Below are 23313 nucleotides of genomic sequence, written 5' to 3' on the forward strand. Positions count from 1 at the left end.
CACCCGCTACGACAAACGAGCCGTCCACTACCAAGCCATGGTCACCCTCGCCTGCCTCCGACTCTGGCTCCCATGACTTTCCGGACACCCCCTAGGGCCTGTATCGAAAGTGACTGGTTGTGACTCTGTGGCCTGTGTTTCTATGCCCGAGTGAACATCGAGAGCTCCGGGGTGCTGGATGAGAGGCCGAGCCGCTGGGTCCGGCAGAGGGCCGATGGCGATGTTGAGGAGTGCGTGCGGGTCCTCGCGGAGGTCCATGCGCGCGACGGCTATCCGGTGAACTGGCCGGATCAGCCCGGCGAGTGGCTGTCACGCGGTCCCCTGCTGGGCTCCTGGGTTGCCGAACTCGAAGGCGGCCTGGTCGGGCATGTCAGTTTGTCGCGAGGCGGCGAAGACGATATGGCCCCGACGTTGTGGAGCGAGCGGAACGGGGCGACGCGGGGTATGACCGCCGTGGTCAGCAGGCTGTTCGTTGCCCCGCAGGCGAGGGGACATCGGATCGGTGCACTGCTGATCGGCCAAGCAGTGGAGGAAGCGCGGCGTCGTGGCCTGCATCCGGTGCTCGACGTCGTCGCATCCGATACCGCGGCGGCAGCCCTGTATGAGCGGCTGGGCTGGGAGCTGATGGCCACAGTCGAGCAGCAGTGGAGTCCGCACCAGACGGTAGCCATCCGCTGTTACGCAGCGCCATCGTGACGTGGTCAGTCATAGCCACTCGTCGATGGCCGCGACGAGGACGGTCGCCTCGTAACGGACCGCGACTTTGTCGTATCTGGTAGCCACGGCGCGGTTTCTTTTGAGGCGATTGATGCCGCACTCGACCGCGTGCCGGGCCTTGTAGTCCTCGGGATCGAATTTCGGCGGCCGGCCGCCGCGCGAGCCGCGCTTCTTGCGGTTGCGGGCCTGATCGGTCTTGTCCGGGATGGTGCAGCGGATGCCGCGCCGCCGCACGGCGGCAGCATGCTTGGGCCGTTCGCGGCGGGCCACCACCTGGCCGCCCGCCGTACGGCCGGCCCACGTCGGCCGTACGCCACCGCTGCGCGCAGCCGCGCGTGCCGGGGTCGCGCCGCCGTGCGCCCGTCGTACGGCCACCTCGCTGCTTCGCGTCTGGACCGTTCGCGATCCGCTGCCCGTGCGCTGCCGCGCTGCCCGCTGTGTGCGCTGGCCGGGCCGCCTCCGCCGCTCCGGTCCTGTTGCGACGTCGAGGTCCGCCCGCCGTCGTACGGCCGCGCGCTCGCGCCCCGCGCTGGGGTCGCCGAACGGCCGCCGCTGGGTGGCCCGCTCAGGCCGGGGCGGCCTGCTTCGCCAGCGCGGCGAGTGGGGAGCGTCGGCCCTTCTCCACGGTGCGCAGCTGCTCCCAGTCGACCTCGGGGTGGGCGGGCATGACCGCGTGACGGAGGCCGTGGTGTAGAGCGCGACGTCGACGGCCCGGCCCGGCTGGTTGCCGAAGCGGACCTCGATCGACTGCGGGGCGCGGACCCAGCCGAGCCGCACCATCTAGTCGAACTCGACCCTGCGCACCCGAAGACGAGCAGCGGACTGCTCCGGACCGAGCGGGGTGTCGGCGGACACCAGGTCCACCAGGTCCTCGCGGCGGCAGACCTCCTCGATCTGGCCGGGGTGGTGCAGCGTCCCTGTCCGGGCTCGCGCTCAGGTCGACCAGCAGGCTGCGGTCGACGAACCGCCGGGCCGCGAAGGCCGTCCCGTTTCGCCTTTCGGTGATCACTGCGCCGAGTTGCGGCTGTTTCCGCGAAGCTCGTCGTCGGGTCGGGTGCGCTGAGGCGTTTGGGTACAGTGCCTGGGTGCTGACTGTCTGGTCGGCACCTTCCGGGGGGGATGAGCGAGACGAGGGTTATGCCGGAGCAAGCGAGCCCGCCTGCGATAGCACCGAGCGGGCCTGTGGCCGCGTCGGCCGAGGCGGCACGGTTGGCGGCGGTGCGCCGTTACGACATTCTCGACACCCCTCCAGACGGCGCCTACGACCGGGTCGCAGCGCTGGCCGCGCGTCTGTTCGAGGTTCCGGTGGCGACGGTGACGATCGTGGACGAGGACCGGATCTGGTTCAAGGCCACGCACGGCCTGGAAGGTGTCAGCGAGATCGGCCGGGATCCGGGCCTGTGCGCCTCGGCGGTCCTGACGGATGACACCACTGTCATCCCCGACACCCTGCTGGACCCGGTCGCCTGCTCCAACCCGCTGGTCGCCGGCCCGATGGGGGTGCGGTTCTACGCCGCCGCTCCGATCATCACCGCCGACGGGTACCGGCTGGGCACGGTCAACGTCCTCGATACCCGCCCCCGCGAGATCAGCGAGGCGGATTCGGCCACGCTCGCGGACTTGGCGGCGGTGGTGCGTGACCAGCTGGAGCTGCGGCTGTCGGCGTTGCACGTGGTGCGCGCCGAGCAGGAGCGCCGCAAGGTCGAGCAGGACAAGCGCCAGGCGGAGGAAGAGGCCCGGCAGCGGGCGGAGCGGGACAAGGCGGCCATCGCCGCGTTCGCCTCCACTCTGCAGCGCACCCTGGTGCCTCCCGCGTTGCCCGCGGTACCCGGGCTGGAGCTGGCCTGCCACTACAAGACCGCCTCCCCGCAGGAAGTGGGCGGCGACTTCTACGACGTCTTCCCCATCGGCGGGGACCGGTGGGCGTTCTTCCTGGGCGATGTGTGCGGCAAGGGCGCCGAAGCCGCCTCGGTCACCTCACTGACCCGCTACACGCTGCGGGCCGCAGCCCTCGTCGACGCGGACCCGACGGCTGCGCTGAATGCGCTGAACACGGCGCTGCTGCTGGACGCGGCGGTTGGTACCCGCTTCTGCACTGCCATCTTCGGCCTGCTCGATCCCGCCCGGGATGGCGGTTTCACGGTCACGCTGGCCACCGGCGGCCATCCGCCCGCCTACCACCTGTGCCCCACCGAGGAAGGCGGTGTACGGGTGGAGGCGGTCCGCGCCGAGGGCGGCATGCTGGTCGGCGCGATCGCCGAAGCCACCTTCGCCTCACGCACCCTGCACCTGGCGCCCGGCCAGGGCCTGCTGCTCTACACCGACGGGCTGACCGAGGCCCGCACCGCCGATGGCCACATGCTCGCCGACACAGGCCTGACCAACTTCCTCGCCCGGCGGCCGGCGCCGGTCAGGGCCGGCTCGCTGATCGACGACACCGTCGTGCTCCTGGACACCCTCCCCGACACTGAACGCGACGACGTTGCCCTGCTGGCTCTGTCCGTCCCCCCACCCGATGTCGCTCCCGCGGGCATCACCACCACCGCCCACAGCGCCGCCGCCCCGACCGCCGACGCCTCCGTCGGGCAGGAGAACCGACGCCCATGACCGACACATTCCACATCGACGTCCCGCACACCGACGGCACCCTGGCCGTGATCGCACTGTCCGGTGAATTCGACATCACCGCCGCCCCTGCCGTGCGGACCCGCGCCCTGGAACTCCTTGAAAACGGCCACCCCCATTTGGTCGCCGACCTGGCGGGCGTCACCTTCTGCGACTCCTCAGGGCTGGGCGCCCTCGTCGGCATCTGGCGCTGCGCCAAGGACGCCGACGGCTCGCTGACCCTGGCGGCCATCCCCGACCGGCTGAGCCGCCTGCTCAGCGTCACCGGGATGGACACCTTCCTGCCCATCTTTCCCAGCGCCGACGCCGCGCTTGCCGCACGCCAAAGCAACCGCACCACCGCCTGAAACCTCTCGCTCGCCAGGGCGGCGCCAACAGCTGGCTAGCACTGCACGGGCCCGGCCTTTCCTCCCGCAGGGCACGGGGGCATGGCCAAGCGCGCGCCGCGACCAACGTACTGGTCGCGACGCGCGCTCATCCGCTCCGCCAGGCGCTACACGTCGGGCCGCGGCGTATGCGGCCGGGCGCGGCCGGCGCTCGGCAGGTGGCCGCGCGCGACAGACGACGGGGAGGGAGCGCAGCTGATGGCGGGGAAGCGTGAGGAGAACCCGGCGGGGTCGTCGAACAACCTGCGCGGTGACGTGCCGCGCGTGCTCGGGGTGGTGAAGGTCGCGACGGTCGAACAGATCCAGCAGATCGCGGCTCCGCACCTGAGCCACCGCCACACCGACAAGCCGACGCCGTCGAAGCGGAAGCAGGCTCGCACTGCCTCGCATACCGGGGCGCTGTCCGATCTGCGCAAGCACGGCCTGGCGGAGAACGGCGGGCAGATCCCGGGCGGGCTGGTGCTGCTGCAGTCCCGGCACGGCGCCTGATTCAGCTGCACTTTCCCGATCTCGTCACCGCGGCCGCGCAACTACCACACAGCCTGGTCCTCGACGGCGAGATTGTCGTGTGGCACCAGGGGCGGCTGTCCTTCGAGGCACTGCAACGCCGCGCCTTCGCCGCGGGCGCATAGTCGAGCAGCTCGCGACCACGCTGCCCGCCCACTTCATCGCCTTCGACATCCTCCAGGTCGACGAGCGTGAGCTGCTGACCGAGCCGTACGAGCGGCGCCGCGCCGTGCAGCTGGGCCCGTCGCCCGGACTGCGTTGTCGGGTCGGGAGCGGTGTCCCGCGCTGGGGTGGTCGTGCATTCGCCCTCGCGCGCTCGGGCCGGTCATGGGCGCGATCGGTGTACCGCGCGCCCGCCGTCGCGCGCCCCGGGGCCGCCCGCGCCGCCGCTCCGCCGGCCGTCGTGGGGTCGCCGCGTGCAGGCCGGCCCGGCCGGGCTCGGGCCCTCAGCCGCGTGGGCCTCGCCGCCATCGACGATCAGCGCCTTCGTACGGCTGCCGTGTCGCCGATGGCGCCCGCTCCCCGCCCCGCTGGGACGTCGAGGTCCGCCCGCCGCTGCGCCTGTCGGGTGCTGACGTCGAGATCGCGGCCGCTGCACCGGTGCCTGCGGCGGCTTGACTTCTGCATTGAGATGCCCCGGCATCTGGTGATCCGGGGGCGGTGTCAGAGCCGGGGTGAGGTGATCGCGCGCAGCCGTGCGGCTAGACCTCCCCGCCCGTCAATGTGCCAATTACGTCCACACCACCCATCTCATGGAGGCCGGTTGGCAGTCCCAGGGTGCCGCATTGGTTGCTTGGGCTGCTGGCGGGCAAGGCGACACCGAGGCCGGTGATGATGCCGCTGTGCTGCTTCGTGGCACCACCGGCACGAGGGCCACCGATGTTGACGCAGGCGTTGTCGAAGGCCGCGTTGCCGAAGCCGATGATGGAGGTAGCGCTTGCGGGTGTAGCAATGCCTAGGGCGCTGCTGGCGGTGAGCAGCGCCAGCGCGCCAGTGACGTGGATACGGTTCATGCATCGCCAACGCGTACTAGTGCAGGTGGGACACGGAACCCAGGACGCCGGGCGGGGCGCCAGCTGCGCCCCGCCGTTTTGCCCCTTGTGCTTCTGCCGCCACCAGCTACGCCCGCCGCTGTTCGGCGGCCTCGGGCTGCGCCGCCGCCGTCGGGCCGTCGTCCTGCTGCCGCGCCGCGGCCGCCCGCGCCCCGCCGCGCGCTCGCGCGCCGTTCTGCCATCGCCGCCGGCTGTGGTCGCCGTACCGCTCGCGCCGGGCGGCTGCGCGGGGCCGCGTGTTCGGGCCGGTCGCTGTACCGTGCCCGGCCGTACGGGGGCCGCGCTGTGCTCGACTGACCGCTGCGGCGTCGAGGTCGCGCCGCCGTGCTGCCGCGTTTCGTGTCGGTCGGATGGTCATGGGGCTGTGCCGCCCGGGTCCGCCGGTTGGTTGTCGCCCGCCGTGTGGTCGCCGCGCGTCCTACGCCCGCCGCTCGCCTGTGCTGCCGCGCGCGGGCTGGTTGCCGCTCCGCGGCTGGGCGTTGTACGCCCGTCGCCCGCCGTCTGCGCGTAGCTGGGCTGTGCCGTTCTCGCGCCTGCTCAGGCCGAGCTGGACGCGCTCGCCGCCTGCGCGCGTTCGGGCTGGTCGTCGGTACGGCCGGGCCGCTTCGCCGCTCGCCGTCGCCGCCTGCTGTACGGTCGCTGGCCGAGGGCCCGTCGCCGCTCCGTAGGGCCGCCACCCGTGCCGGGGTCGTCAGGCCGCCGGCATCGCCCAGCGCCTCCAGCAACCCGGCGCCGCGCTGTGGTGCGCGGCAAGACCATCCCCGGGGCATACGCTTCCAGGCACCCCACCCCGTAGTCGGGACCACTGAAGGTTGATGGGTGATCGCCTGAGATGCTGGCGGTATGACCGCTCCCTTCCTGGTCGGCAGCATCGTCTTGGCCGGTGTCCTCACCGTGGCCGTGTGGGTTTGCATCAAGTTTGTGCAGGCTTGCCGGGAGCGGCGCGCCTGAACCCCAAGAGGAAGCGAGGCCTTTTCGCTGGTCATGGAGGGGGTGAGTGGCTGTCCGCTGCTGGCATGGGGGTGACACGGACAACGCGCCCCACTGTCACGGCGCGGTATATCCCATTGTGGGTCACTGACACGAGGCCGAGATGGCGCAGCCAGGACAGCGACCGGCTGTATGCGGTGCAGTGGGAGCAGGCCCGGCGACGGAAGATGAAGCGTGAGGCCGCCGAGCAGCAGGCGCAGCGGCTGGTGTGCACCGGTCGCGGGGTGAAGTTCACCGACGACCGCTGGGAGGCGGTGCGTGGGCGGGGCCGGTCCTGGTGCGGCGGACCAGGCCCGGCGCGGCTGCGCATGCGCCGGGCACGCTGTACGAGCGCGCCGGGCTCTACCGATCGGTGCCGGCCGAGCGGGCCCGCACGAGCGGCCAGGGTGAGGCGTCGTCCGCGCGGGGGCAGGCAGGCGGCAGGATGCCCTCTTCCTGGGCGACGTGGGAGCAGGCCATGGCCGCGGCCGTCATACCGAGCCGGTCGAGTACCTCGATCGACTCCAGCAGGATCCGGGTGTCGGCGTCGGCCATGGCGTTGCCGCAGCGGTCGCGTTCGGCCAGATCCTCGGCGGCTGTGGCGGTGCGTAGCGCGGTGACCCGCGCGGCCAGCGCGTCGCGTGAAGCCTCCATGGCGACGATGCCGCGCACCGCACGGACGATGTCTTCATCGGTCAGGTCGTTCATGCCCTCCCAGACGGTGCCCGCCAGCCTCTCGTCACACCGTCGTCCCCGCCTGTGAGGAGGAACACGGCGACGCAGCCCCGGCCCCTGCACTGCTCCTCACCCGTCGCGGCGTACACCGCCGAGTACGCCGGGACCCACGACGTGGTCGAGGAGGTGCGGCGGCGCGGCGTGGAGTACGGCCGAGCTCGCGTGTTGCCACCTGTGCTTCTTGGCGGAGGTGTGAAGGGTGGGCGGCCCCGCCACCGGGGGGATGGTGGCGGGGCCGCGGTGCTCGGAGGGGGAGCCGAGCGGTGTGGTGTGCTGTTGCCCTGGTTGTGAGGCGGTATGCCTGGATGCGGCGAGCGTCCGTTGGCCACAGGCTTGCCGCCCTCTCGCCGCCCCGCGCCGCCCCGCGCCGCCCCGCGCCGCTCCGCTTCGCGTCTGGACCGTTCGCTGGCCGAGGTCGCCTCCCGCCGCCTGCGCGCCCTACGGTCGCCGCGCGCCCGGGGCCCGTTCGCCGCGCTCCGCTGTGCGTTCGGGCCGGTCGTCCAGGCGCAGTTCGGGCGTTGCGCCGCGCGCGAGCTGCCGCTCCGCTGCCCGCCCGCCAGCCGCTGCCCGCCCGCCAGCCGCTCCCCGCCCGGCCCCGCTGGCCGCCGAACGGCCTCCGCGCGCTCGCCCGTGCTGCCGCTGCGCCGCGCTTCGCCCCCTCCGCTGCCCGCCGTACGGCCTTCGCCGCTCCGCGCCGCAGCTCCGCGCCGCAGCTCCGCGCCGCCGCGAGGGCCGCTTCCCGGACCTGGTCGACACCCTGCGCGAGGTCCACGTCCCGCCGGTGATGCGGATCTCCGCTTTTCCCCAGGGCTGCTCTTCGTTCCCCAACCGGCTGCTTCGGCAACTGGGGTCTGGGCGGCCCGCTTCGGAGTGTGGGGCCGTGCCGAGCAGCTCGGGGCGATTGTGGCGGTGCTTCGCTCATCCTGGACTGCTCGGCTCGCCCTTTGTGTCAGTGGCGAGTTGAATGCTCCGCCACGGACGGTCACTCGGTGGCGACCGTCGTCTGGTAAGCGGGGCGCGCGCGTCCGCAGCCAGTACGAGCGAGCCGCGATGATCAAGGCGATGCCGTAGACGGCGAAGGCGACCACCCCGATCCAGCCGACCAGCAGCGCGTCGCCCGAGGAGTGGAAGTCGCCGCGCCGCATCGTCACGACGTCGGCCGTGGCCAGGGCCAAGTATCCGACCCCCACAACGCCGTACGGGGCGAGCGTGGCAGCGCCGAGCAGAGCCGGGGCGAGCGGGAGCCAGCGCGGCACCCGCCGACCGCGCAGGAACAGCGTCCAGCGCGGGAAGACTTGACCCCACGGGCGGACCAGGCCGTGCTGCGCCCGCTGACCCGCAGCCGCACGGCGGCACCGTACGAGCGGGCCCGCCTCGCCGCCGGCGCCCTGGCCGCCCGGGTCCGCGCCGCGCGCCGAGCGGAACGCCTGGGCTCGCGCCCCCGCCCGTACACCGTCGCGGTGCCCACCGCCTCGAGGCCGTCGCATCCGCGGCCCTTCCGCGACGGCCGGAAGGACGGCCGTCTCCCGGAGCCGGAGACCGGCGTCGACGCGGTGGAGCAGACCCGCCAGACCTTGGAAGCCGCCGCCGCGCAGGTGATCGCCACGCTCCAGGACAGCCGGCGGGCGCGCGAAGCCGCCCACGGCCCCCGCCCGCAGCCCGCCCCGGCGACGGCCCCGCAGCCGCACACCCAGCAACCCGGCACCCAGCACACGCCGGGCCTAACCACAGGAGGAGTCACGTGAACACCCCGGAAGAACGCCCCAACCCCGACGAAGCCCTCGCCCGCGCCCGTGCCGCACGCGAGCAGATGGCCGCCGCGCTCGACGAGGACCAGGAGCCCGTCCCCGACGAGCCCGTGGGGTGGCAGCCGATCTGGAAGCGCCCCCGGAAGCCGAAGTCGAAGGCCGCGAAGAAGGCGGAGCTGCGCAAGCAGCGCCAGCGGCTCCAGGAAGCCGCCAAGCGCCGCCTTGCCGCGAGGAACTCGCGCCGGCCCCGCTCCCGGCAGAACCGGATCGGCAACGCCGCCGCGCGCCGCGACGCCCGCGCCCTGTCCCGAGTGCGGCACTCCAACGCCTGGCTGTGGTGACGGTGTCAGGCACCGTCCACTGAGTGGAGTCCACCCGATGCCGCGCATCGCCACCGGATGCAGAACATCGAGTGGGCTCCACTCAGTGGACTCCACCCGATGGGCTCCACCGAGTGGAGCCCACTCCGGTGCGCCGGACGACGATGGACTCCACCGTGGTGCGCACCACTCCGGTGCGCCACCGCACCCGGTGCGCCGCACCGTCCGGCGATGTCCGGCACTCGCGCGCGCCGGTGCGCCGCACCCGATGTCCCGCACCGCACCGGTGCGCCCACCGCCGACCACCCCCTCCATCAGGTGCGGCCGGAGGCGCACGACCCCTTGTCCGGCTCTGCTACACCCCCTTGTCCAGGTCTGCTACCGCGACGTTTCTCCTTGACATCGCCGGTTTCGGCTTGCGATCAGGTCGCGGTCAAGGGGGTGTGTGATAGAGGAGCCCGCCCGGCCGTGGCGTGCGCCCCGTGTGGTGCGGCGACGCCGCACCACACCGCCGGCGCCCGGCGGTGCGGTGCGGTGGAACGCACCACGGTGGCGCGGTGGTGCGTACCGAGTTGGCGCGGTGTGGTGCGGTGGTGCGGTGGAACGCACCGCGATGGTGCGGTGGTGCGCCAGGGGTGCGCGCTGGACCGCACCACCGCCATTCCGGAGGTGCGGCTACGCGGTGGTGCGGTGCGCCGGGTGCGCCTCCATCGCCTGCTTCATCCCCGCGGCCTCCAGCTGGCGCAGGGCGTAGGCGACGTCGCCGTGGTCCTCGGTGAGGATGTTCTCCGTGAAGCGGGTGATGGTGTCGGCGATGCCCGGCAGACCGCCCAGGCACACGCCGTGGCACAGGAGCTCCAGCAGGAGCCGGCCGAGCGCGGCGGCCAGGAAGGAGTGCTCGCAGGGCTCCCCGTCGTGGTCGTCCACGGCGGTGATGGGGATGATGATGCGTGCGGCGACGTCTAGGAGCAGCCGGTGCAGTTCCGGGCCCGTGTAGTCGGCGACCGCGCAGGCGGTGTCCATGTCGTCGGCCTGCAACGCCCGGATGTAGGCGAAGGTAGCGGCAACGTCCTGCGGCTCCATCGGGGCGAGCGGCGCGGTCACGGTGTTCTCGGGCATGGGTGCTCCTCATCGTCGGGCCGCCTCACTCATCGCGGCGGCCTCGAAGGAACCCTCGAACTGCGGGCCTGTGGACAGAGTCCGGCCGCTGACGGGGGGAGAACTCTCCCCCTCCGGGGTTGTTCTGTCTCAACGAAGTCAGTCGCCCAGAAGGCGCTGACCCGCATGGACTGGATTTGGTGAGATACGTGGACCCGGTTCGTTGAGACAGGTCGGCAGGTCTCGTTTCCCATCGCAGTCGACCTGAGACACCGAGCTACCCGGGCGCGTAGGCCGTGCGAGGGAGAAATAGGTCCCCGACCAGCCGAGTCGCAGCGTGGAACGGGAGAGCACAAGTCCCGTAGAGGAATCATCGGGTCATGGCAGACGAAACACCCCCAGACTGGTCCCATTGCGGGCAGCCAGCGACAGCACATCCAGTCAGCTGTCGGGGCGTCCGTGTCGCTCGCCACACCGCCTGCCTGGCACATCTCTCCCGGGATGAGCAGGAGCAATACCTAACTGGCCTACGTCCCGGGGCGAACATCGACCATCGGGGCACCACCTTTACTGAGGAGTTGCTCGAAAGACTCCTGCAAGCGCTCAAGGACCCGAACACCAGACGCTCGGTCTTCGGAATCGCCCAGTTCAGCGGGGCCACGTTCTCCGGTAAAGCATCGTTCGACGAAGCCCACTTCGACGGGCACGCTTGGTTCCACAAGGCCACGTTCTGCGGTGACGCCTCGTTCCATGAAGCGACGTTCACCGGCGATGCTGGGTTCGGCCACGTGACCTTCTGCGGTGACGCCTCGTTCCCCGGAGCGACGTTCACCGCGCACGAGCTTGGGCCCTTGGCTTGCAAGGGGCAGCTGGATCTGTCAGGGGCCGTGTTCCGTGGACCCGTGACCATCGAGGCGGCCGCACGCTGCCTGAATTGTCGGCGGACCCGGTGGGAGTCCGCTGCTGGCATGCGCCTGCGCTATACCACCGTGGACCTCACTGACGCGCTTCCTGAGGTTTCATTGAGCATCACTTCCCGTCCCACTGAACTGGAGGGTATGGACGAGCGGGTGCGCGAGGCGCTGCGCTCGAACTACGCCCTCGATGAGCGGGACAAAGAAAGACTCGACGAGGGAGGGAAGCCGCTGGTCCGCATCAGCTCGCTCAGCGGCATCGATGCGGGTCGATTGGCCCTCAACGACGTCGATCTTGCCCCCTGCAGGTTCACGGGCACCGTGCATCTCGACCAGCTCAGTCTGGGACACGTCACATTCCAGCCGAGCCCCAGGGTCCGTTTTCACCTTCACAGGCCCACACTGATCGAGGAGCATCACTGGCGCGCAAGCAAGGGAAAGAAGGGATGGAAGCCGGTCAAAGAGGACGATTGCGAGGCCAACGCCGGGACGATTGCGAAGCCCTCTGGCCTGGCTCCTTTGTACCGCCAGCTGCGCAAGGCGCTGGAGGACTCCAAGAATCAGCCGGATGCGGCGGGCTTCTACTACGGCGAGATGGAGATGCGCCGCAACACGCAGCATCGTCCCCTGGTCGAGCGGTTCCTGCTACGGGGCTACTGGGCGGTCTCTGGCTACGGGTTGGGTGCCCTTCGTGCTCTGATCTGGCTGCTGGCCGCCCTAGTGCTGACTGTCGTGCTGCTGATGTGGGTGGGGCTGCCGGCCGAACCCCGGACGAAGGGCACGGTGGTGATCGCCGGGCAGAAGATCGAAATGATCAACGAGAACCCGCGCCCCGGTGGCGTCGCGCCACCGTATCCCGAAGGGTTCACCTGGCCCCGAGCGGAGAGGGCGGGAAGAATCGCCCTGAACTCTGTTCTCTTCCGCTCCGCAGGACAGGGCCTGACCGTGGCCGGGACCTATATTGAGATGACTTGCCGTCTGGTAGAGCCGGTTCTGCTGGCCCTGGTCTTCTTGGCGGTCCGCGGCCGGGTAAAGCGCTGAGCGACTGACCCGAGCATCCAAACCGTTAAGGCCGGACTTGCCCGGGGGAGAGAGAAGCCCGGGCGACTCGGTTCGCCGAGAATCCGACTCGATTGAGTGAGACAGGACAGGGTTGATCACGATGCGGTCACGGTGGAGGGGTTCTCCGAGGCCGACGTCACACGGAGCCCGAATTCCGCACCTGTAGACGGTGAATGGCGGGATAGGCCCGCCCCACCTTCAGGAGCGTCCTGTGTCCGCAGACGACCCCGAGCAGCACCTTGACCAGCCCGGACAGCCCCCCTCCGTGGACCCCTCCATCACCCCCTCCGCGCCCCGCACTCAGCCGCCGGGCGTTTTGCAGGTCAGGCGCGGCGGAAGTGGGTCGTCGCAGGTCCGACAACCCTCATGTAGATGTGGCAACACGCCCCAAGCACAGGAAGAACTCGACCGGGCCCAGGCGCCGGGAGCTCCTGCAAGCGCTGGGGATCTTCCAGAGGGCGACGCCCGATCAGTTGTGGAAGCTGACCCGTCCGGACAACCAGCACGACAAGCTCACGCGCGACAACCTCCTGGATCTTCAGGACCACCACCTGGTGAGGATCGAGTTGGTACGCGAGGACCAGCGGCAGGTGTGGGTGCTGACGAAGCGTGGACACGGCGAGGCGAAGCGGCTGCTGGAGCCGAAGGGCATACGGGTCTCGGCGCTGCGTGAGGAGAAGTACGACCCGGTCACCGGGAAGCTGCTCGGTGCCAGCTACGACGACCACGCGGCGGCGGTCACCTCGACGGCCGCCGAACTCCACCGTGCCGGGATCGGCCACCGGCTCGGCTTCGCCACCGAGATTCCGCACCGGCTCGCAGACGGGTACGTCCAGCGGGCGGACCTGGTGGTGCGGGCGCCGACGGCAGGGGTGCCGGTGATGCTGCTGGAGATCGACCGCCGTACCGAGGACGCGCACGACCTGGTCGCCAAGCTGCGCCGGTACTGGGAGTGGGGCCGGCTGCTCCCGAAGGACGCGGCCAAGCGCACCGTGGACCTGGTCCGCTCCCGGCCGGCCGCGATCGAGGACGTCGACCACGAGCAGCGGCTGTGGCGCAGGGTCTACCCGCCTACCGGCCGGGAGGGCCTGGTCCCCCTCGCGTTCGTGTTCGCGGACACCACCGAGGCGAAGGTCACCAACACCGTCGCCATGCTGGAGGACGCCGGCCGCCGCTACTGGGCGCCGCGCCGGTACGAGAGCTACTACCGAGAGGCGATCACGGCGAAGGACTACAGCCAGGCCGTGCCGGTCGTCGTCACCACTCTGGAGCAGCTGACGGAGCACGGCGCGGACGCGGCGGTGTGGCGGCGCCTGGGACGGGACGGCGAGCAGACTCTGACCGACGCGCTCGACAACCCCGACGGCGACGCTCTCTACCGCCGCCAGTACGCCCGCGCCGAAGCGGAAGACGAACGGCGCCGTGCCGCTGAGCGGGCGGCGCGGCGGCCGGTGTGCAAGCGGTGCGGGCAGAAGTTCACCGACCAGCGCTGGGAGGAGACCACCGCGAGGACGGCCTGGAAGGCCGGCGACCTGTCGGTGTGCGGCCCTTGCCGCGCCGACGACGTCGCCCGCAAGGAAGCCGCCGAAGCAGCCCGCCTCCAGGCCGCCACGCCACCGGAGCCGGAGCACGACCACGACCAAAAGCCGGGCAAGCTCCGCGGCCTGTTCCGCCGCCGCGGCTGACCACACAGGGCGACGCCTCCCTCCCGCCGGACACGGGGGAGATGCGGCGTCGACGATGGGTGGCCGGGCCAGGCCGGGGCGGCCCCCTTCGCCGACGCGGCCGTGCTCCAGCACAGCGGACGGGGCGGCTAGCTGGTGTGTTCGTCGATCCAGGCCTGGGGGACCAGAGCGTCGCCGTTGCGCCAGTTGTAGCGCACGCAGTCCTGATACCACTGGTCGGACAGGTTGGCGTGGTCGCTGACGATGAGCTGGAAGTTGGGGGCCAGGTCGTTGGTGAAGCGGTACATCAGCTCGAACATGCCGCGGACGGTGTTGCGGTCGGCGTCGGAGCGGATGAGATCGGGGTTGCCGCTGTCCTTGGCGACTTCGGAGGGGTAGAAGGGCTGGGTGACCTGGTCCAGCAGGAGCATGCGGGGTACGGGCCGCTGGTGGAGGGTGAAGTAGCGGTGCAGGGCCAGGTGCGCGACGAGGTGGTAGCCGACCCAGTTCTCGCCGCTGCCGATGCGCAGCAGAGGGACGATGCCGTCGTCGGAGTCGGCGAGGACCGTCAGTTTCCGTACGTCGAGGCGGATGCTGCGCTTGCTGTGCTCGAGATTGAGTGTCTGGGCGTAGGCGGTCATGTCGGTGCTGATGTAGTTCAGGGCGTGATCGAGCCGGTCCTGCATGGCGTCGGTGTCTAGCTCGGCTTCGAGGTCGTCGACTTGGGCTTGGGCGAACGCTGCGGCTGCTCGCAGCTGCAGGAGGCTGCCTTCGTAGGTGTCTCCGGTGTCGGGGAGCTGGCTGAGGTGTGCGTCGATCCGGCCGCGCAGGAAGGCCTGTTCCTCGGCCTGAGCGCGGAAGCGGTTCCGGCTGGCTTCCAGTTCGGCCAGTGCGTTGAGGGCTCCTTCGACTCCGCGGAGTTCCTCGCGAACGGTGTCGGCCTGGTCGGTGAGTTCCCGCAGTGTCTGCTCGCGGCGGGGCCGCACGGTGTGCACGGAGGTGAGCTGGCCGCGGAGATCGTTCAGGGTGCGCTGCATGTCCTCGACCGCATGGTCGGGCTGCGGCAGGTCAGAACCGCACAGCGGACAGGCCGTGTCTTCAGCGTGTGAGCCGGTGTCGGGGAGCAGGTCGATGGCGTGCAGGCGGGAGATGCCGCGCTGCACGACATGGGTGTAGCTGTCTTCCGCGGCTTCCTGCCGTATGAGGAACTGTCGCTGCTCGCTGATCTCATTCAGCTTGGCGCGTAGCTGGGTGCGGCGTTCTTGCAGTGCTGCGGTGCGCTCTGTGTGGGAGTGTTCCTCGCCGGTGGCTGGCGGTGGGAAGCGGACCGCTTCGCGCAGGGCGTCGATTAGCGCCTCGCGGCTGTCGAACTCGTCGTCGGCTGAGACCAGTGCTGCTGTGCGAGCTTGGGCCAGCAGCTGGTGCAGGTGGGCATCGATGTCGCCGTCGGCGGTCTCGGCCACCTTCAGGTCTTGCTGCCGGCGTCGCAACAGCCGCCGGGCGGTCGTCAAGTCGTGCTGCTTTTGCGCCTGATCTTCGCCGACAGCGCCGAGGAAGTACGGCAGGGTGGAGGTCAGCCGTGCTCCGCCGTCTCGTTCGCCCTGCCGGTGGAACAGGATGCTGCGTGTGGTGATCTCGTCCTGGTTCTGCAGACACAGCGGCACTGCATGTCCGAGGTGAACGGCGAACGGCATCTGCAGGCTCCCGGGCTGGGGTTCGCTGCGGACGTCGCCCAGGCCGATCCTCCGTCCGAGCTGCTGGCGCAGTTCGTCGGAATCGCAGTTGTTCGCGAGCCGCTCGTAGGGCAGCGGCAGCAGGGTGGAGCCGAACTCGAGCATCGCTGTGGAGACGGACTTCTTGCCTTTGGCGGGAAGCCGGCGCGCCACGAACGCCCGGGTGTCGGGCAGCTGGAGCAGCACGGCCACCCATTCGACGGTCCTGGTGATTGGACCGACCGAGACGGGGGCGTCGTCCCTGCCCAGGCAGAAGTCGACGATGTCCAGGATGATGCTCTTCCCGGTCCGCGAACTGCCCGTGATGATGTTGAGCTCGCCGAGCCTGAACGTCAGCTCGCGCACCTTGCCGCTCTTGCTGTAAAGGATCAAAGACCGAAGCTGCACGGTGATCAGACTCTCACGCCCAGTAGCGCCAGGAGGGTGGAAGGCTGATCTACGGTCGCCGCCCACTTGCCCACCAAGCGGGCCGCCTTCAGCATCTCCTGCAGTTCCCCTTCGGCACGTCGCGTGGAGAAGGGCATGGCGTGCACGGCTCCGGCCTCCACCTGGATCAGGCCGTGGCGCAGAGCGAAACGCAGCCCCTCACGGAGCACGGGCAACGTCGAGTCGACCCTGGCGCCAAACCCCGCAAGAAGGGCCGGATGACGCCCGGCCCACGTCGGTAGGTGCGTCCTGATACTCGACGGCAGCGCTTCACGCGTGGAGCGGTGCAACACCAGCACGGGAAGGACCAACGCCAGCGGCCAGACCATCGCGCGCCCGCGCTTGAGCTCGTACTCCTGGGCTATCGAGGCCTGCACCGAACCCACCAGCGCCGGATTCAGAAACGCGGCGAAGGCCTGCGGCTGTTGTGCGCGGCTAGGCATGTACCGTGCCGATGGTAAGGTCCTGGACCCGCTGCAAGAACTCGGGATGCCACCCCACCCGGGCTTCATCCGCCAGGCAGTGATGCTGGCCGCGGTGAAAGAAGACCTGGTCGTACTGATCCCTGATCCTGACCGTCACGCTGTCCAGCACCTGCCACAGCAGCTCTTCCCCCGCATCCTGCCGATCCTGCTCGCTCGCATCCGCTGGCAGCCGGCGGACCATGCGGGCAAAAAGCCGCTCCCACTCGTCGACCAAGTCGGCCTGATAGCGGTCCAGTTCATCTAGGCCGATCAGGTCATTGTCGGCCCAGGCCACTGCTTGGTTATAGGCGCGGTAGTAGTCCATCATTGCCTTCTCCAGCTCCCGCCGGCCGAGGTTGACCCACCGCAGCTGGTGGACGAAGAACCGCTCGCTATAGTCCACGCCCTCCTGCTGGGCAGCCTGCCAGTCGCTCCGCTCTGCCAGAGTAGGAAGACGATCCGCAGCGTAGTCATCCCGGATCTGCTCAACCCGACGATGCACCATCCCCACCGACACGCTCGTCCGGCGCTTCTGCAGCATCTCGATGACCTGGTCGTACCACCACGCCCACAACTGCTCCATGAACGTCGCCTGCGCACCCTCGCCGGACGGGAGAGTGAACAGCAGCCACTTCCGCACAGCCGCGTCGAGATCGTCGATGCCGAGGGTGCCGTCGATAACACGCATGCGCTGAACGAACGTCGCGCGCTCACCAGCCGTTAGGGCGAGGAAGCGCGCCCTAGCCTCAGCGGTCTTCTCCGATTTCGACTCTGCCGCAGCAGTTTCAAGCTGTCGCAGAGCCACACCAGGATCCCGGCTCGGGCTGCGCAGCGCCGCCGCTGCCGAACCCTCGCGCGCATGCTGGGTGGTGACGAGCGTCAGCCACGGCCCCTCTGCATCACCGGGATCATGGGTGTCCATCCACGATCGGATCGTGCGCCACAGATCGTCATCGCGATCGCCCAGAGTGCGGGTCGAGCGTTGATGGAGCTTGGTCTGCAGCAGGTCGACAGGACGGTCGGCTACCTCCCACGCCACGTCGTCATGCAATTCGAGACTGATCGCTCCGTCAGGTCGTTCCGACGACCCCCGAAACAACTCCAGCAGCGCCCACTTCGCCTGGTACAGGTAGCCCAGCGCGGAGGCCGACGCGTCATGAGACACCTGAAAGGCCATGATCCAGTCTCCTCACGCAGCACGTGCTGTGTCTACCTGCTTGCACACAGTCGAGGTCCAAAAGCTGCATCCCAAAGTGAACTGGGCCATCCCCTCCGGGCCGGATGCGTCGCGCCGCGAGCCCGGGCCCGCAATCAGGAGTGAGCACAACGGTGTGTCGCCAGCTGCTGCACGTCCCGTACGGCGAGCGGCGCGCGCAGCTGGAGCGGCTGTTCGCCGATCGCAGCCTGGGTGCCCTGAGACCACCGACCCGGCGACGGCCAAGGAGTGGCTGACGTCCTGGACGCAGGTGCCCGGCGTCGAGGGTCTCGTGATCCGGGGGAGCGGACAGCGTTATCTGCCGGGAGCCCCTCTACAAGCTGCGCCGCCGGGACTCCACCGAGGCGGTGCTCGGTGCCATCACCGGAACCGTACGGCGGTCGCAGACGCTCAGTGCTGGGCGGCCGCGACGCGGCCGGTGTGCTCCGGGCGGTCGGCCGCAGTACGCCGCCAGACGATGTGCTGCTCGCCGGGCACTATCTGTGGCCCTGTCGGTCGACGACGTGGTTGCCGTCAGCCCGCCCACCCCTCCCCGACACCGGCTGCCTCAACGTCGCCCCGGCCGCCGGCTCTGTCGAGCGGCCCGCCAAAGTAGCCGCCGCGGCGAGGTGTGGGGTGCGGTCCCGTGAGCACAAGCGCCCCGAGTCGTGGCCGACGGCACGCGTACGTGGTCGTAGCCGGCCCGGCTCCCGCCTCGGATACCGTGTTGCTCTACGGGGTGCCATAACGGATGTGACGCCCCCCACCGGAGGTAGTCAGCGTATGAGTTCAAAGCGCAGCAAGAATCCAGCCCTGCCCGTACTCGACGACGCATTCCGACTCGCGTCGGTCAAGGACGCCGAAGAGTCCACCCGTGACTTGGCAGCGCGGCTGGCCACCACCGAGCTGCGCCGCGTTTCCCACCCGGGCCGGGTCACCTGGGAGCCCGCCGATCAGGCCGAGCCCGTACCGGTCCCGCCGACTGTGGTCGACGGTGACGGGGACCTGTGGCTGCGGGACCGGGGCACTGGCACCTGGACCATGCCCGAGTTCAACCCGAAGGAGTTCCCGGCCCGCTGTGGCGAGGTTCTGACGTGGAGCCAGCTTGCCCGCGAGTTCGGCCCGCTTACCGCACTGGCCGACGGCCGCCGCATCGGCGGCGGCCGGCGTCGCTGACCGCGCAGCCTTCTGGGATGACCGCGCGGCGACTGTAGACGGTTTGCCGGGTGGCGGGGCGGCTGACGACGGCCTCAAGACGATGGCACGGCCGGGCGCAAGGCGCGCAGGAGAATCAGCGGACGGCGGCACCACCTGGTCGGTCGTCGCCACCGGCCTGACCGGCTCCACCGGCTCCGTCAGCCTCAAGCGCGCCGCCTGGAACGACGGCTCCTGGCGACTGGTCTACGGCGGCAGCACCACTTCGACCTGGGCGCCCTCACCCGCGGACTACGTCGACGTACGCTGACGCCCTCTCCGACAGCGGAGCACCGCCGGGACCCGGCCGCACACGCGACCGGGCCCCGGCGTCCCGGGCGGCCGGGCCGCACGTCACGGGCGATCAAGGAAGCCTCCACGTGCGGCGGCAGGTACCTGCCAGCGAGGCGACGCCGCCCCACCGCCGAGCCTTCAGCCCGTGCAGGCACGCCTCGGTAAACAGCTTCTGCGGGTCCCTCTCGGTGCGCTGTGCCTGCTCGGCCTGCCGCTGGTCGGCCCCCGCAGCACCTCGTACGAGAGTGTCTCGCCCATCAGGCGCCGGTGGCAGATGCCCCGCCCTTCGGCGCCAGCTCACATCCAGTCGAGCCCGCGCGCCCGTCCGCCACCATCAGGGTGCTGCCCACTGCATCCCCAGTGCGGCGAGGGCGTCGCGCTGGTCGGTGTCCAGCCGGTCCCTCCTGGATTTCGTGTTCGAGAGCCACACCCCCAGCTTCACCGGCACCGGCTCCGCCTTGCCGTCGACCTCGATCTCCACGACAGCGCCGCGCGGGACGGGCCGCTGCCCCGCCCGTTCGACCCACTGCGTGAGGGCGGTCAGGCCCCGCTGGAACGCCGCCTCAGCCTTGCTCCCGGCCTTCCCCGAGCCCTTCGCCGGAGCTGCCTCCGCTGGGGCGGGAGACGGCTCCTCCAGCGGCTTGATGCCCAGCGGGGTGAGCCGCTCCTGCTGCTCGGGCAGCAGCCGCGCCCAGACGGTCGGCTGCTTTTGCTGCTGGAGCCATGTGCCGATGTCGTCGCCCTCGAACAGCACCCCGGGTTCGATCTCGGGCAGGTGGCCGTCGGCGTCGACCAGGTCGGCGAGCACCCGGTAGTGCCGTTGCCAGTCCAGGGGCCATGGGCAGTTCCAGTCGGGGTCGATGGCGGTGAGCTGCGCCGCGCGTACGGCGGCCCGTTCCGGGTCTTTGCCCAGGCCGTTCTTCGCGCCCTTGCGCCGGAGGTTGGCCATGTGCTGCCCGATGGGCACCATTGCCTCGTCCTCGTCCCACACTGCGTTCTGCCGGGGCGCGAGGTGCCCGGTGGCGCGCCGGTAGGAGCGGAGGGCGGCGAGCTTCGCTTCCCACGCCTCCTCACCCGGCTCCCACACCATCCCGGCTTCCGGCGCGTCCAGCAGTGTCTTGCGTCGGTCCTCCAGCTCACCGGCCCGCAGGGCCTTCCTCTGCTGGTGGACCCATCGCCCGAGCGGAAACGCCTTGGTCGCCCCGACTTCGACCTCGGTGTCGTAGGGGACGGCGTAGAGGCCGGTGATCTCGTTCTCCCTGCGCCAGCGGAGCAGGGCCTGGTAGCCCTCCAGCCAGGCCAGGGACTCTGGCCGGTAGACCCGGGTGCGCAGGAAGGCCGCGATCGTGGCGGCGTCGCGCGGGCTGGAGAAGTGGAGCAGGGCGGCTTCGGCGGCGGCCTGCGTGTCGTCGTCTTCCTGGTCCTCGCCGTCGCCCCCGCCGCCGGCCCCGACGATGCGCCCCTCTTCGTCGCGCCGGACGTGCACCTTGCGCTTCCCGCTCGTGAGCGCCCGGGAAGCGAGCTGCTCGACCAGACGTTCGTCATGCGAGCGCAGGCCCTGGAGGACGGCTACGAGGGGGCGGAACGAGGCGCTGGCGACCATGTCGGTCGGGTCCTCGCCGGGCTGGAGGAAGACCGGCACGATGATCCTGGCCACCTTGGTGGAGCCGTCGCGGTTCAACCTGAGCGCCCGGCCGATGTTCTGCACGATCTCCACCTGGGAGCCGCGGGTGTCGGCGAAGCAGATCGAGTCGACTCCCCTCTCGCCGGTGATGTCGACGCCTTCGCCGAGCACGCGAACGCTGGCGAGGAAGGCGCGGTGGACCCGGCGCCCGGCCGCGTCGATGCCGCCTGCGAACTGCCGCAGCACCTCGCGCCGCTCGGAGACGAGGTGGTCGCCGCACAGCCACGCCGCCCACACCCGGTCCGGCGGGACGTGGCGGCCGGCCTCCAGCTCGTAGAACTCTGCGTCGATCGACGACGCCGGGAGCTTCTCCGCGGCGGCCAGGTCCTCGTCGGAGGCGTCGTTCATGTACAGCTCGGCCGCCGTCTCGGGCAGCTTCTCCGCGAACGCCGCGGCCTCTTCCACCTTCTGGTGGAAGGTCATGACCGTACGCAGGTTCCACCTTGCGGCGTGCTCCAAGAGTGCGGTCTGCAGCAGCGCCAGACGCCGGCCGCGCCGCGCCTCCTCCGACTCCCCGAGAACCGGCGAGGGGTCGCGGATCTCCAGCACGTCGATCTCGAACCCGGCGAGGATCTCGCGCTCGATCGCCTCGCTCAGACCGAGTTCTGTGATCCACGCGCCGTAGGTGCCCTCCGGGTCGTCGGCCATGCTCGCGAGCTCCGCCTCCTGGCCGTCGGCGCCCCTTCGCGGCTGGGGAGCGGCGAGGATGCGCGGGGTCGCGGTCAGGTAGAGCCGGAAGTCCGCCGGGATCCGGGCGTTGTCGTGGATCGCTGCCCACGGACGGCCAAGATCACCGGCGGTGCCGTGGGCCTCGTCCACGATGGCGAGGTCGAAGCCCGCCATCTGCTGGCCGTAGAGCCGCTCTCCGCCCGCAAGAGCGGCCTCCAGCGGCCCGCGAACCTTCCGCTGCCCCTCGGGTGCGTCGACGTCCTCACGGTCCACCAGGGAGGCGTACGTGGCGAACACGACGACCGGCCCGGACCCCGCCCACAGCGCGAGCTGGATGGGGTTCGTGGTGGTGCGCACGCCCAGCTCGTTCAGGACCGGGTCGTTCTCCAGCGAGCACACCGCGACCATGGGGGAGCGGTGGCCCACCAGACGCCACGCCTGGGCGGTCTGCACGAGCAGGTCCAGGGTCGGGACGGTGACGAGGACCCGCCCGTCCCGGAAGCACTCCAGCGCGCACGCGGCGACCATGATCGTCTTGCCCGATCCGGTCGCTGACACGATCGTGGCACGGGCACCCTGCGGGGGCACAGCTGACCTTGCAGGGAATCCCACCCACTTACGGAAAGCCGTCTTCTGGTCGACCTGGTGTTCCTTGAGCTGGATTGCAGACATTTCCTTGCCTCCCCTGGTGCCTTATTCCGGCAGCTATTCAGACGGCTACGTGCGGGTGTGAGTACGCGGCTGAGTCGTCCCAGATCGAGGCGCCCGCGAGGTGCCAGCCGCCGGGCGTCCCGTCCGACTTCCCTCGCTTCCACCCCGGCTTGTCGTCTGGGTCGTAGTGCCCGGCACCGAGCGTGCAGACGATGACGTCCCCATCCGTGTCCCGTGTCCGCGCGGTGTACAGACCGCCGGCCTCACCCCGCGCCTCCAGCACCCGGCGCCGCTCGGTGGTGTGCGGGTGCGTGCGCGGCAGCACGACCTCCCGGACGAACCTCTCCAGCCCCACCAGGTCGGCCCGCTCACGCTGCCTCACGTCCGCGATATGTACGGCCCAATCAGCAGCCCCGGCCGACCGGCCGCCACGCCTCTGCCAGTCCTGGTCCGCAATGCACACCAGGGCCTCGCTCACCGCCGCAACGCCTTCGTCCCAGCCGTCCGCGCACCGCGCGCCTTGAGAGGCCGGCGCTATCCCGTCCAGTTCGACAACCTTGCTCTGCGCCCCGGCGACCGCTCCGGCCTCCAGCGCCGCGACCAGGTCGTCAGCCTCAGCCGCGGGCACGCCCTGGGCGGCCAGGAGCGCGAACAGCCTCAACCGGGCGTTGGCGCCCGCCGTCTGATACTGACTCACCCGCCGTACAGAATGGCTGCTCAGCGCGGAATCTGCTCCGGTAGAGTTATAGTGACCGGTCATTCGGTCATTCCTCTCGAAAATGAGGGAGGGTTTCCGGGCGGTTGGGGGTGTCCCGTGTTTCCGCCAACGGTACATGCTGCATCAAGCTGATGCAGCGCTACACTGGAACCCGACACGAACGAGCACCCCCACCCTCACAGCCAGCCCGGCCCGCGCCAGCGGGCCCAGGCGGTCCTGGAGGCGTAGCCGCAAGGACCGTTGAGGCGGGGGAGCGCAGCGAACCCGCCGACTCCGGGTTGAAGCGAAGCGGAAGCCCGGAAAACAGGGGCGCAGCCCCTAGCCCTGGAAGCGCAGCGGACAGGGCGTCACCTCCGGTACGCAGTACCGGAGGTGAGTGGCTCGCTGCGCGAGCCACCAACGCTCCCGCGGAGCGGGAGCGCAACCCCCGCGCGCAGCGCGGGGGTTCGCTTGCACATCGCGCAGCGATGTGGTACCCGCGCCGCGGG

20 protein-coding genes are annotated in these 23313 nt (G+C 70.5%); 10 read left to right on the plus strand and 10 right to left on the minus strand.

Features of this window, described 5'->3' with window-relative positions; genetic code table 11:
* The first annotated feature begins 234 nt into the window (after positions 1-234).
* Complete coding sequence (locus ACIRNI_RS31595) at positions 235-696, plus strand: GNAT family N-acetyltransferase (protein WP_403556809.1); 462 nt, start codon at positions 235-237, stop codon at positions 694-696.
* Positions 697-705: 9 nt separating this feature from the next.
* On the opposite strand, the gene ACIRNI_RS31600 is transcribed toward ACIRNI_RS31595, so the two are convergent.
* Positions 706-1092 (minus strand): hypothetical protein, encoded by a 387-nt coding sequence (locus ACIRNI_RS31600; RefSeq protein ID WP_403556774.1) that lies wholly within the window; start codon positions 1090-1092, stop codon positions 706-708.
* 843 nt (positions 1093-1935) lie between these two features.
* Here ACIRNI_RS31600 and ACIRNI_RS31605 point away from each other — a divergent pair.
* From ACIRNI_RS31605 to ACIRNI_RS31615, 3 genes are all read left to right on the plus strand, one after another.
* Positions 1936-3324 carry a PP2C family protein-serine/threonine phosphatase gene (locus tag ACIRNI_RS31605; RefSeq protein ID WP_403556775.1) on the plus strand — a complete coding sequence of 463 codons (1389 nt, stop codon included), beginning with the start codon at positions 1936-1938 and terminating at the stop codon, positions 3322-3324.
* Positions 3321-3689 (plus strand): STAS domain-containing protein, encoded by a 369-nt coding sequence (locus tag ACIRNI_RS31610; protein ID WP_403556777.1) that lies wholly within the window; start codon positions 3321-3323, stop codon positions 3687-3689. The genes ACIRNI_RS31605 and ACIRNI_RS31610 overlap by 4 nt, the downstream gene beginning before the upstream one ends.
* A 237-nt stretch (positions 3690-3926) precedes the next feature.
* Positions 3927-4217 (plus strand): hypothetical protein, encoded by a 291-nt coding sequence (locus tag ACIRNI_RS31615; protein ID WP_403556779.1) that lies wholly within the window; start codon positions 3927-3929, stop codon positions 4215-4217.
* 719 nt (positions 4218-4936) lie between these two features.
* On the opposite strand, the gene ACIRNI_RS31620 is transcribed toward ACIRNI_RS31615, so the two are convergent.
* The 3 genes from ACIRNI_RS31620 to ACIRNI_RS31630 form a co-directional block, all read right to left on the minus strand.
* Entirely contained in the window at positions 4937-5248 is a 312-nt protein-coding gene (locus tag ACIRNI_RS31620) for a hypothetical protein (protein WP_355368142.1), read from the minus strand.
* A 106-nt stretch (positions 5249-5354) separates the two neighbouring features.
* A complete protein-coding gene (locus tag ACIRNI_RS31625) occupies positions 5355-5645 on the minus strand; it encodes a hypothetical protein (protein WP_403556781.1) in 291 nt (96 codons plus the stop codon).
* Positions 5646-6619: 974 nt separating this feature from the next.
* Positions 6620-6964, minus strand: coding sequence for a hypothetical protein (locus ACIRNI_RS31630; protein ID WP_403556783.1), 345 nt, complete (start codon positions 6962-6964; stop codon positions 6620-6622).
* Between the two features lie 1322 nt (positions 6965-8286).
* On the opposite strand from ACIRNI_RS31630, the gene ACIRNI_RS31635 reads away from it, so the two are divergent.
* Positions 8287-8736: a hypothetical protein gene (locus ACIRNI_RS31635; RefSeq protein WP_403556785.1), complete on the plus strand. Its 450-nt coding sequence runs from the start codon at positions 8287-8289 to the stop codon at positions 8734-8736.
* Entirely contained in the window at positions 8733-9080 is a 348-nt protein-coding gene (locus tag ACIRNI_RS31640; protein ID WP_403556787.1) for a hypothetical protein, read from the plus strand. Before ACIRNI_RS31635 ends, ACIRNI_RS31640 begins: the two co-directional genes overlap by 4 nt.
* 654 nt (positions 9081-9734) lie before the next feature.
* On the opposite strand, the gene ACIRNI_RS31645 is transcribed toward ACIRNI_RS31640, so the two are convergent.
* Positions 9735-10178, minus strand: a complete 444-nt coding sequence (locus tag ACIRNI_RS31645) for a hypothetical protein (protein ID WP_403556789.1) — start codon at positions 10176-10178, stop codon at positions 9735-9737.
* A gap of 557 nt (positions 10179-10735) precedes the next feature.
* Between ACIRNI_RS31645 and ACIRNI_RS31650 the strand changes: the two genes are divergently transcribed.
* Positions 10736-12112, plus strand: a complete 1377-nt coding sequence (locus ACIRNI_RS31650) for a pentapeptide repeat-containing protein (RefSeq protein ID WP_403556791.1) — start codon at positions 10736-10738, stop codon at positions 12110-12112.
* Between the two features lie 395 nt (positions 12113-12507).
* A complete protein-coding gene (locus ACIRNI_RS31655) occupies positions 12508-13818 on the plus strand; it encodes a replication-relaxation family protein (protein ID WP_403556793.1) in 1311 nt (436 codons plus the stop codon).
* 128 nt (positions 13819-13946) lie between these two features.
* Here ACIRNI_RS31655 and ACIRNI_RS31660 read toward each other — a convergent pair whose 3' ends face one another.
* From ACIRNI_RS31660 to ACIRNI_RS31670, 3 genes are read right to left on the minus strand one after another with little or no spacing between them, the layout of a single operon-like run.
* Complete coding sequence (locus ACIRNI_RS31660) at positions 13947-15902, minus strand: DUF3732 domain-containing protein (protein WP_403556795.1); 1956 nt, start codon at positions 15900-15902, stop codon at positions 13947-13949.
* Between the two features lie 20 nt (positions 15903-15922).
* Positions 15923-16399 (minus strand): three component ABC system middle component, encoded by a 477-nt coding sequence (locus ACIRNI_RS31665; RefSeq protein WP_403556797.1) that lies wholly within the window; start codon positions 16397-16399, stop codon positions 15923-15925.
* The gene (locus tag ACIRNI_RS31670) at positions 16392-17597 is read right to left on the minus strand and encodes an ABC-three component system protein (RefSeq protein WP_403556799.1); all 1206 of its coding nucleotides are present in this window, start codon (positions 17595-17597) and stop codon (positions 16392-16394) included. Before ACIRNI_RS31670 ends, ACIRNI_RS31665 begins: the two co-directional genes overlap by 8 nt.
* Before the next feature lie 801 nt (positions 17598-18398).
* On the opposite strand from ACIRNI_RS31670, the gene ACIRNI_RS31675 reads away from it, so the two are divergent.
* A complete protein-coding gene (locus tag ACIRNI_RS31675) occupies positions 18399-18791 on the plus strand; it encodes a hypothetical protein (protein WP_403556801.1) in 393 nt (130 codons plus the stop codon).
* An 82-nt stretch (positions 18792-18873) separates the two neighbouring features.
* Entirely contained in the window at positions 18874-19080 is a 207-nt protein-coding gene (locus ACIRNI_RS31680) for a hypothetical protein (protein WP_403556803.1), read from the plus strand.
* A 357-nt stretch (positions 19081-19437) separates the two neighbouring features.
* Here ACIRNI_RS31680 and ACIRNI_RS31685 read toward each other — a convergent pair whose 3' ends face one another.
* Positions 19438-22128 carry a Helicase associated domain protein gene (locus ACIRNI_RS31685; protein WP_403556805.1) on the minus strand — a complete coding sequence of 897 codons (2691 nt, stop codon included), beginning with the start codon at positions 22126-22128 and terminating at the stop codon, positions 19438-19440.
* Positions 22129-22165: 37 nt separating this feature from the next.
* Entirely contained in the window at positions 22166-22804 is a 639-nt protein-coding gene (locus ACIRNI_RS31690) for a hypothetical protein (protein WP_403556807.1), read from the minus strand.
* Between the last annotated feature and the right edge of the window lie 509 nt (positions 22805-23313).

Source organism: Streptomyces sp. NPDC093546, assembly GCF_044765045.1.
Taxonomy (GTDB): Bacteria; Actinomycetota; Actinomycetes; order Streptomycetales; family Streptomycetaceae; genus Streptomyces.

What these genes read in the sequence shown, in the direction of transcription:
- ACIRNI_RS31610 (WP_403556777.1), top strand. Translation starts at nt 3,321, where the DNA reads ATGACCGACACATTCCACATCGACGTCCCGCACACCGACGGCACCCTG.
- ACIRNI_RS31615 (WP_403556779.1), top strand. Translation starts at nt 3,927, where the DNA reads ATGGCGGGGAAGCGTGAGGAGAACCCGGCGGGGTCGTCGAACAACCTG.
- ACIRNI_RS31620 (WP_355368142.1), bottom strand. Translation starts at nt 5,248, where the DNA reads ATGAACCGTATCCACGTCACTGGCGCGCTGGCGCTGCTCACCGCCAGC.
- ACIRNI_RS31625 (WP_403556781.1), bottom strand. Translation starts at nt 5,645, where the DNA reads ATGACCATCCGACCGACACGAAACGCGGCAGCACGGCGGCGCGACCTC.
- ACIRNI_RS31630 (WP_403556783.1), bottom strand. Translation starts at nt 6,964, where the DNA reads ATGAACGACCTGACCGATGAAGACATCGTCCGTGCGGTGCGCGGCATC.
- ACIRNI_RS31645 (WP_403556789.1), bottom strand. Translation starts at nt 10,178, where the DNA reads ATGCCCGAGAACACCGTGACCGCGCCGCTCGCCCCGATGGAGCCGCAG.
- ACIRNI_RS31665 (WP_403556797.1), bottom strand. Translation starts at nt 16,399, where the DNA reads ATGCCTAGCCGCGCACAACAGCCGCAGGCCTTCGCCGCGTTTCTGAAT.
- ACIRNI_RS31670 (WP_403556799.1), bottom strand. Translation starts at nt 17,597, where the DNA reads ATGGCCTTTCAGGTGTCTCATGACGCGTCGGCCTCCGCGCTGGGCTAC.
- ACIRNI_RS31675 (WP_403556801.1), top strand. Translation starts at nt 18,399, where the DNA reads ATGAGTTCAAAGCGCAGCAAGAATCCAGCCCTGCCCGTACTCGACGAC.
- ACIRNI_RS31680 (WP_403556803.1), top strand. Translation starts at nt 18,874, where the DNA reads ATGGCACGGCCGGGCGCAAGGCGCGCAGGAGAATCAGCGGACGGCGGC.
- ACIRNI_RS31685 (WP_403556805.1), bottom strand. Translation starts at nt 22,128, where the DNA reads ATGTCTGCAATCCAGCTCAAGGAACACCAGGTCGACCAGAAGACGGCT.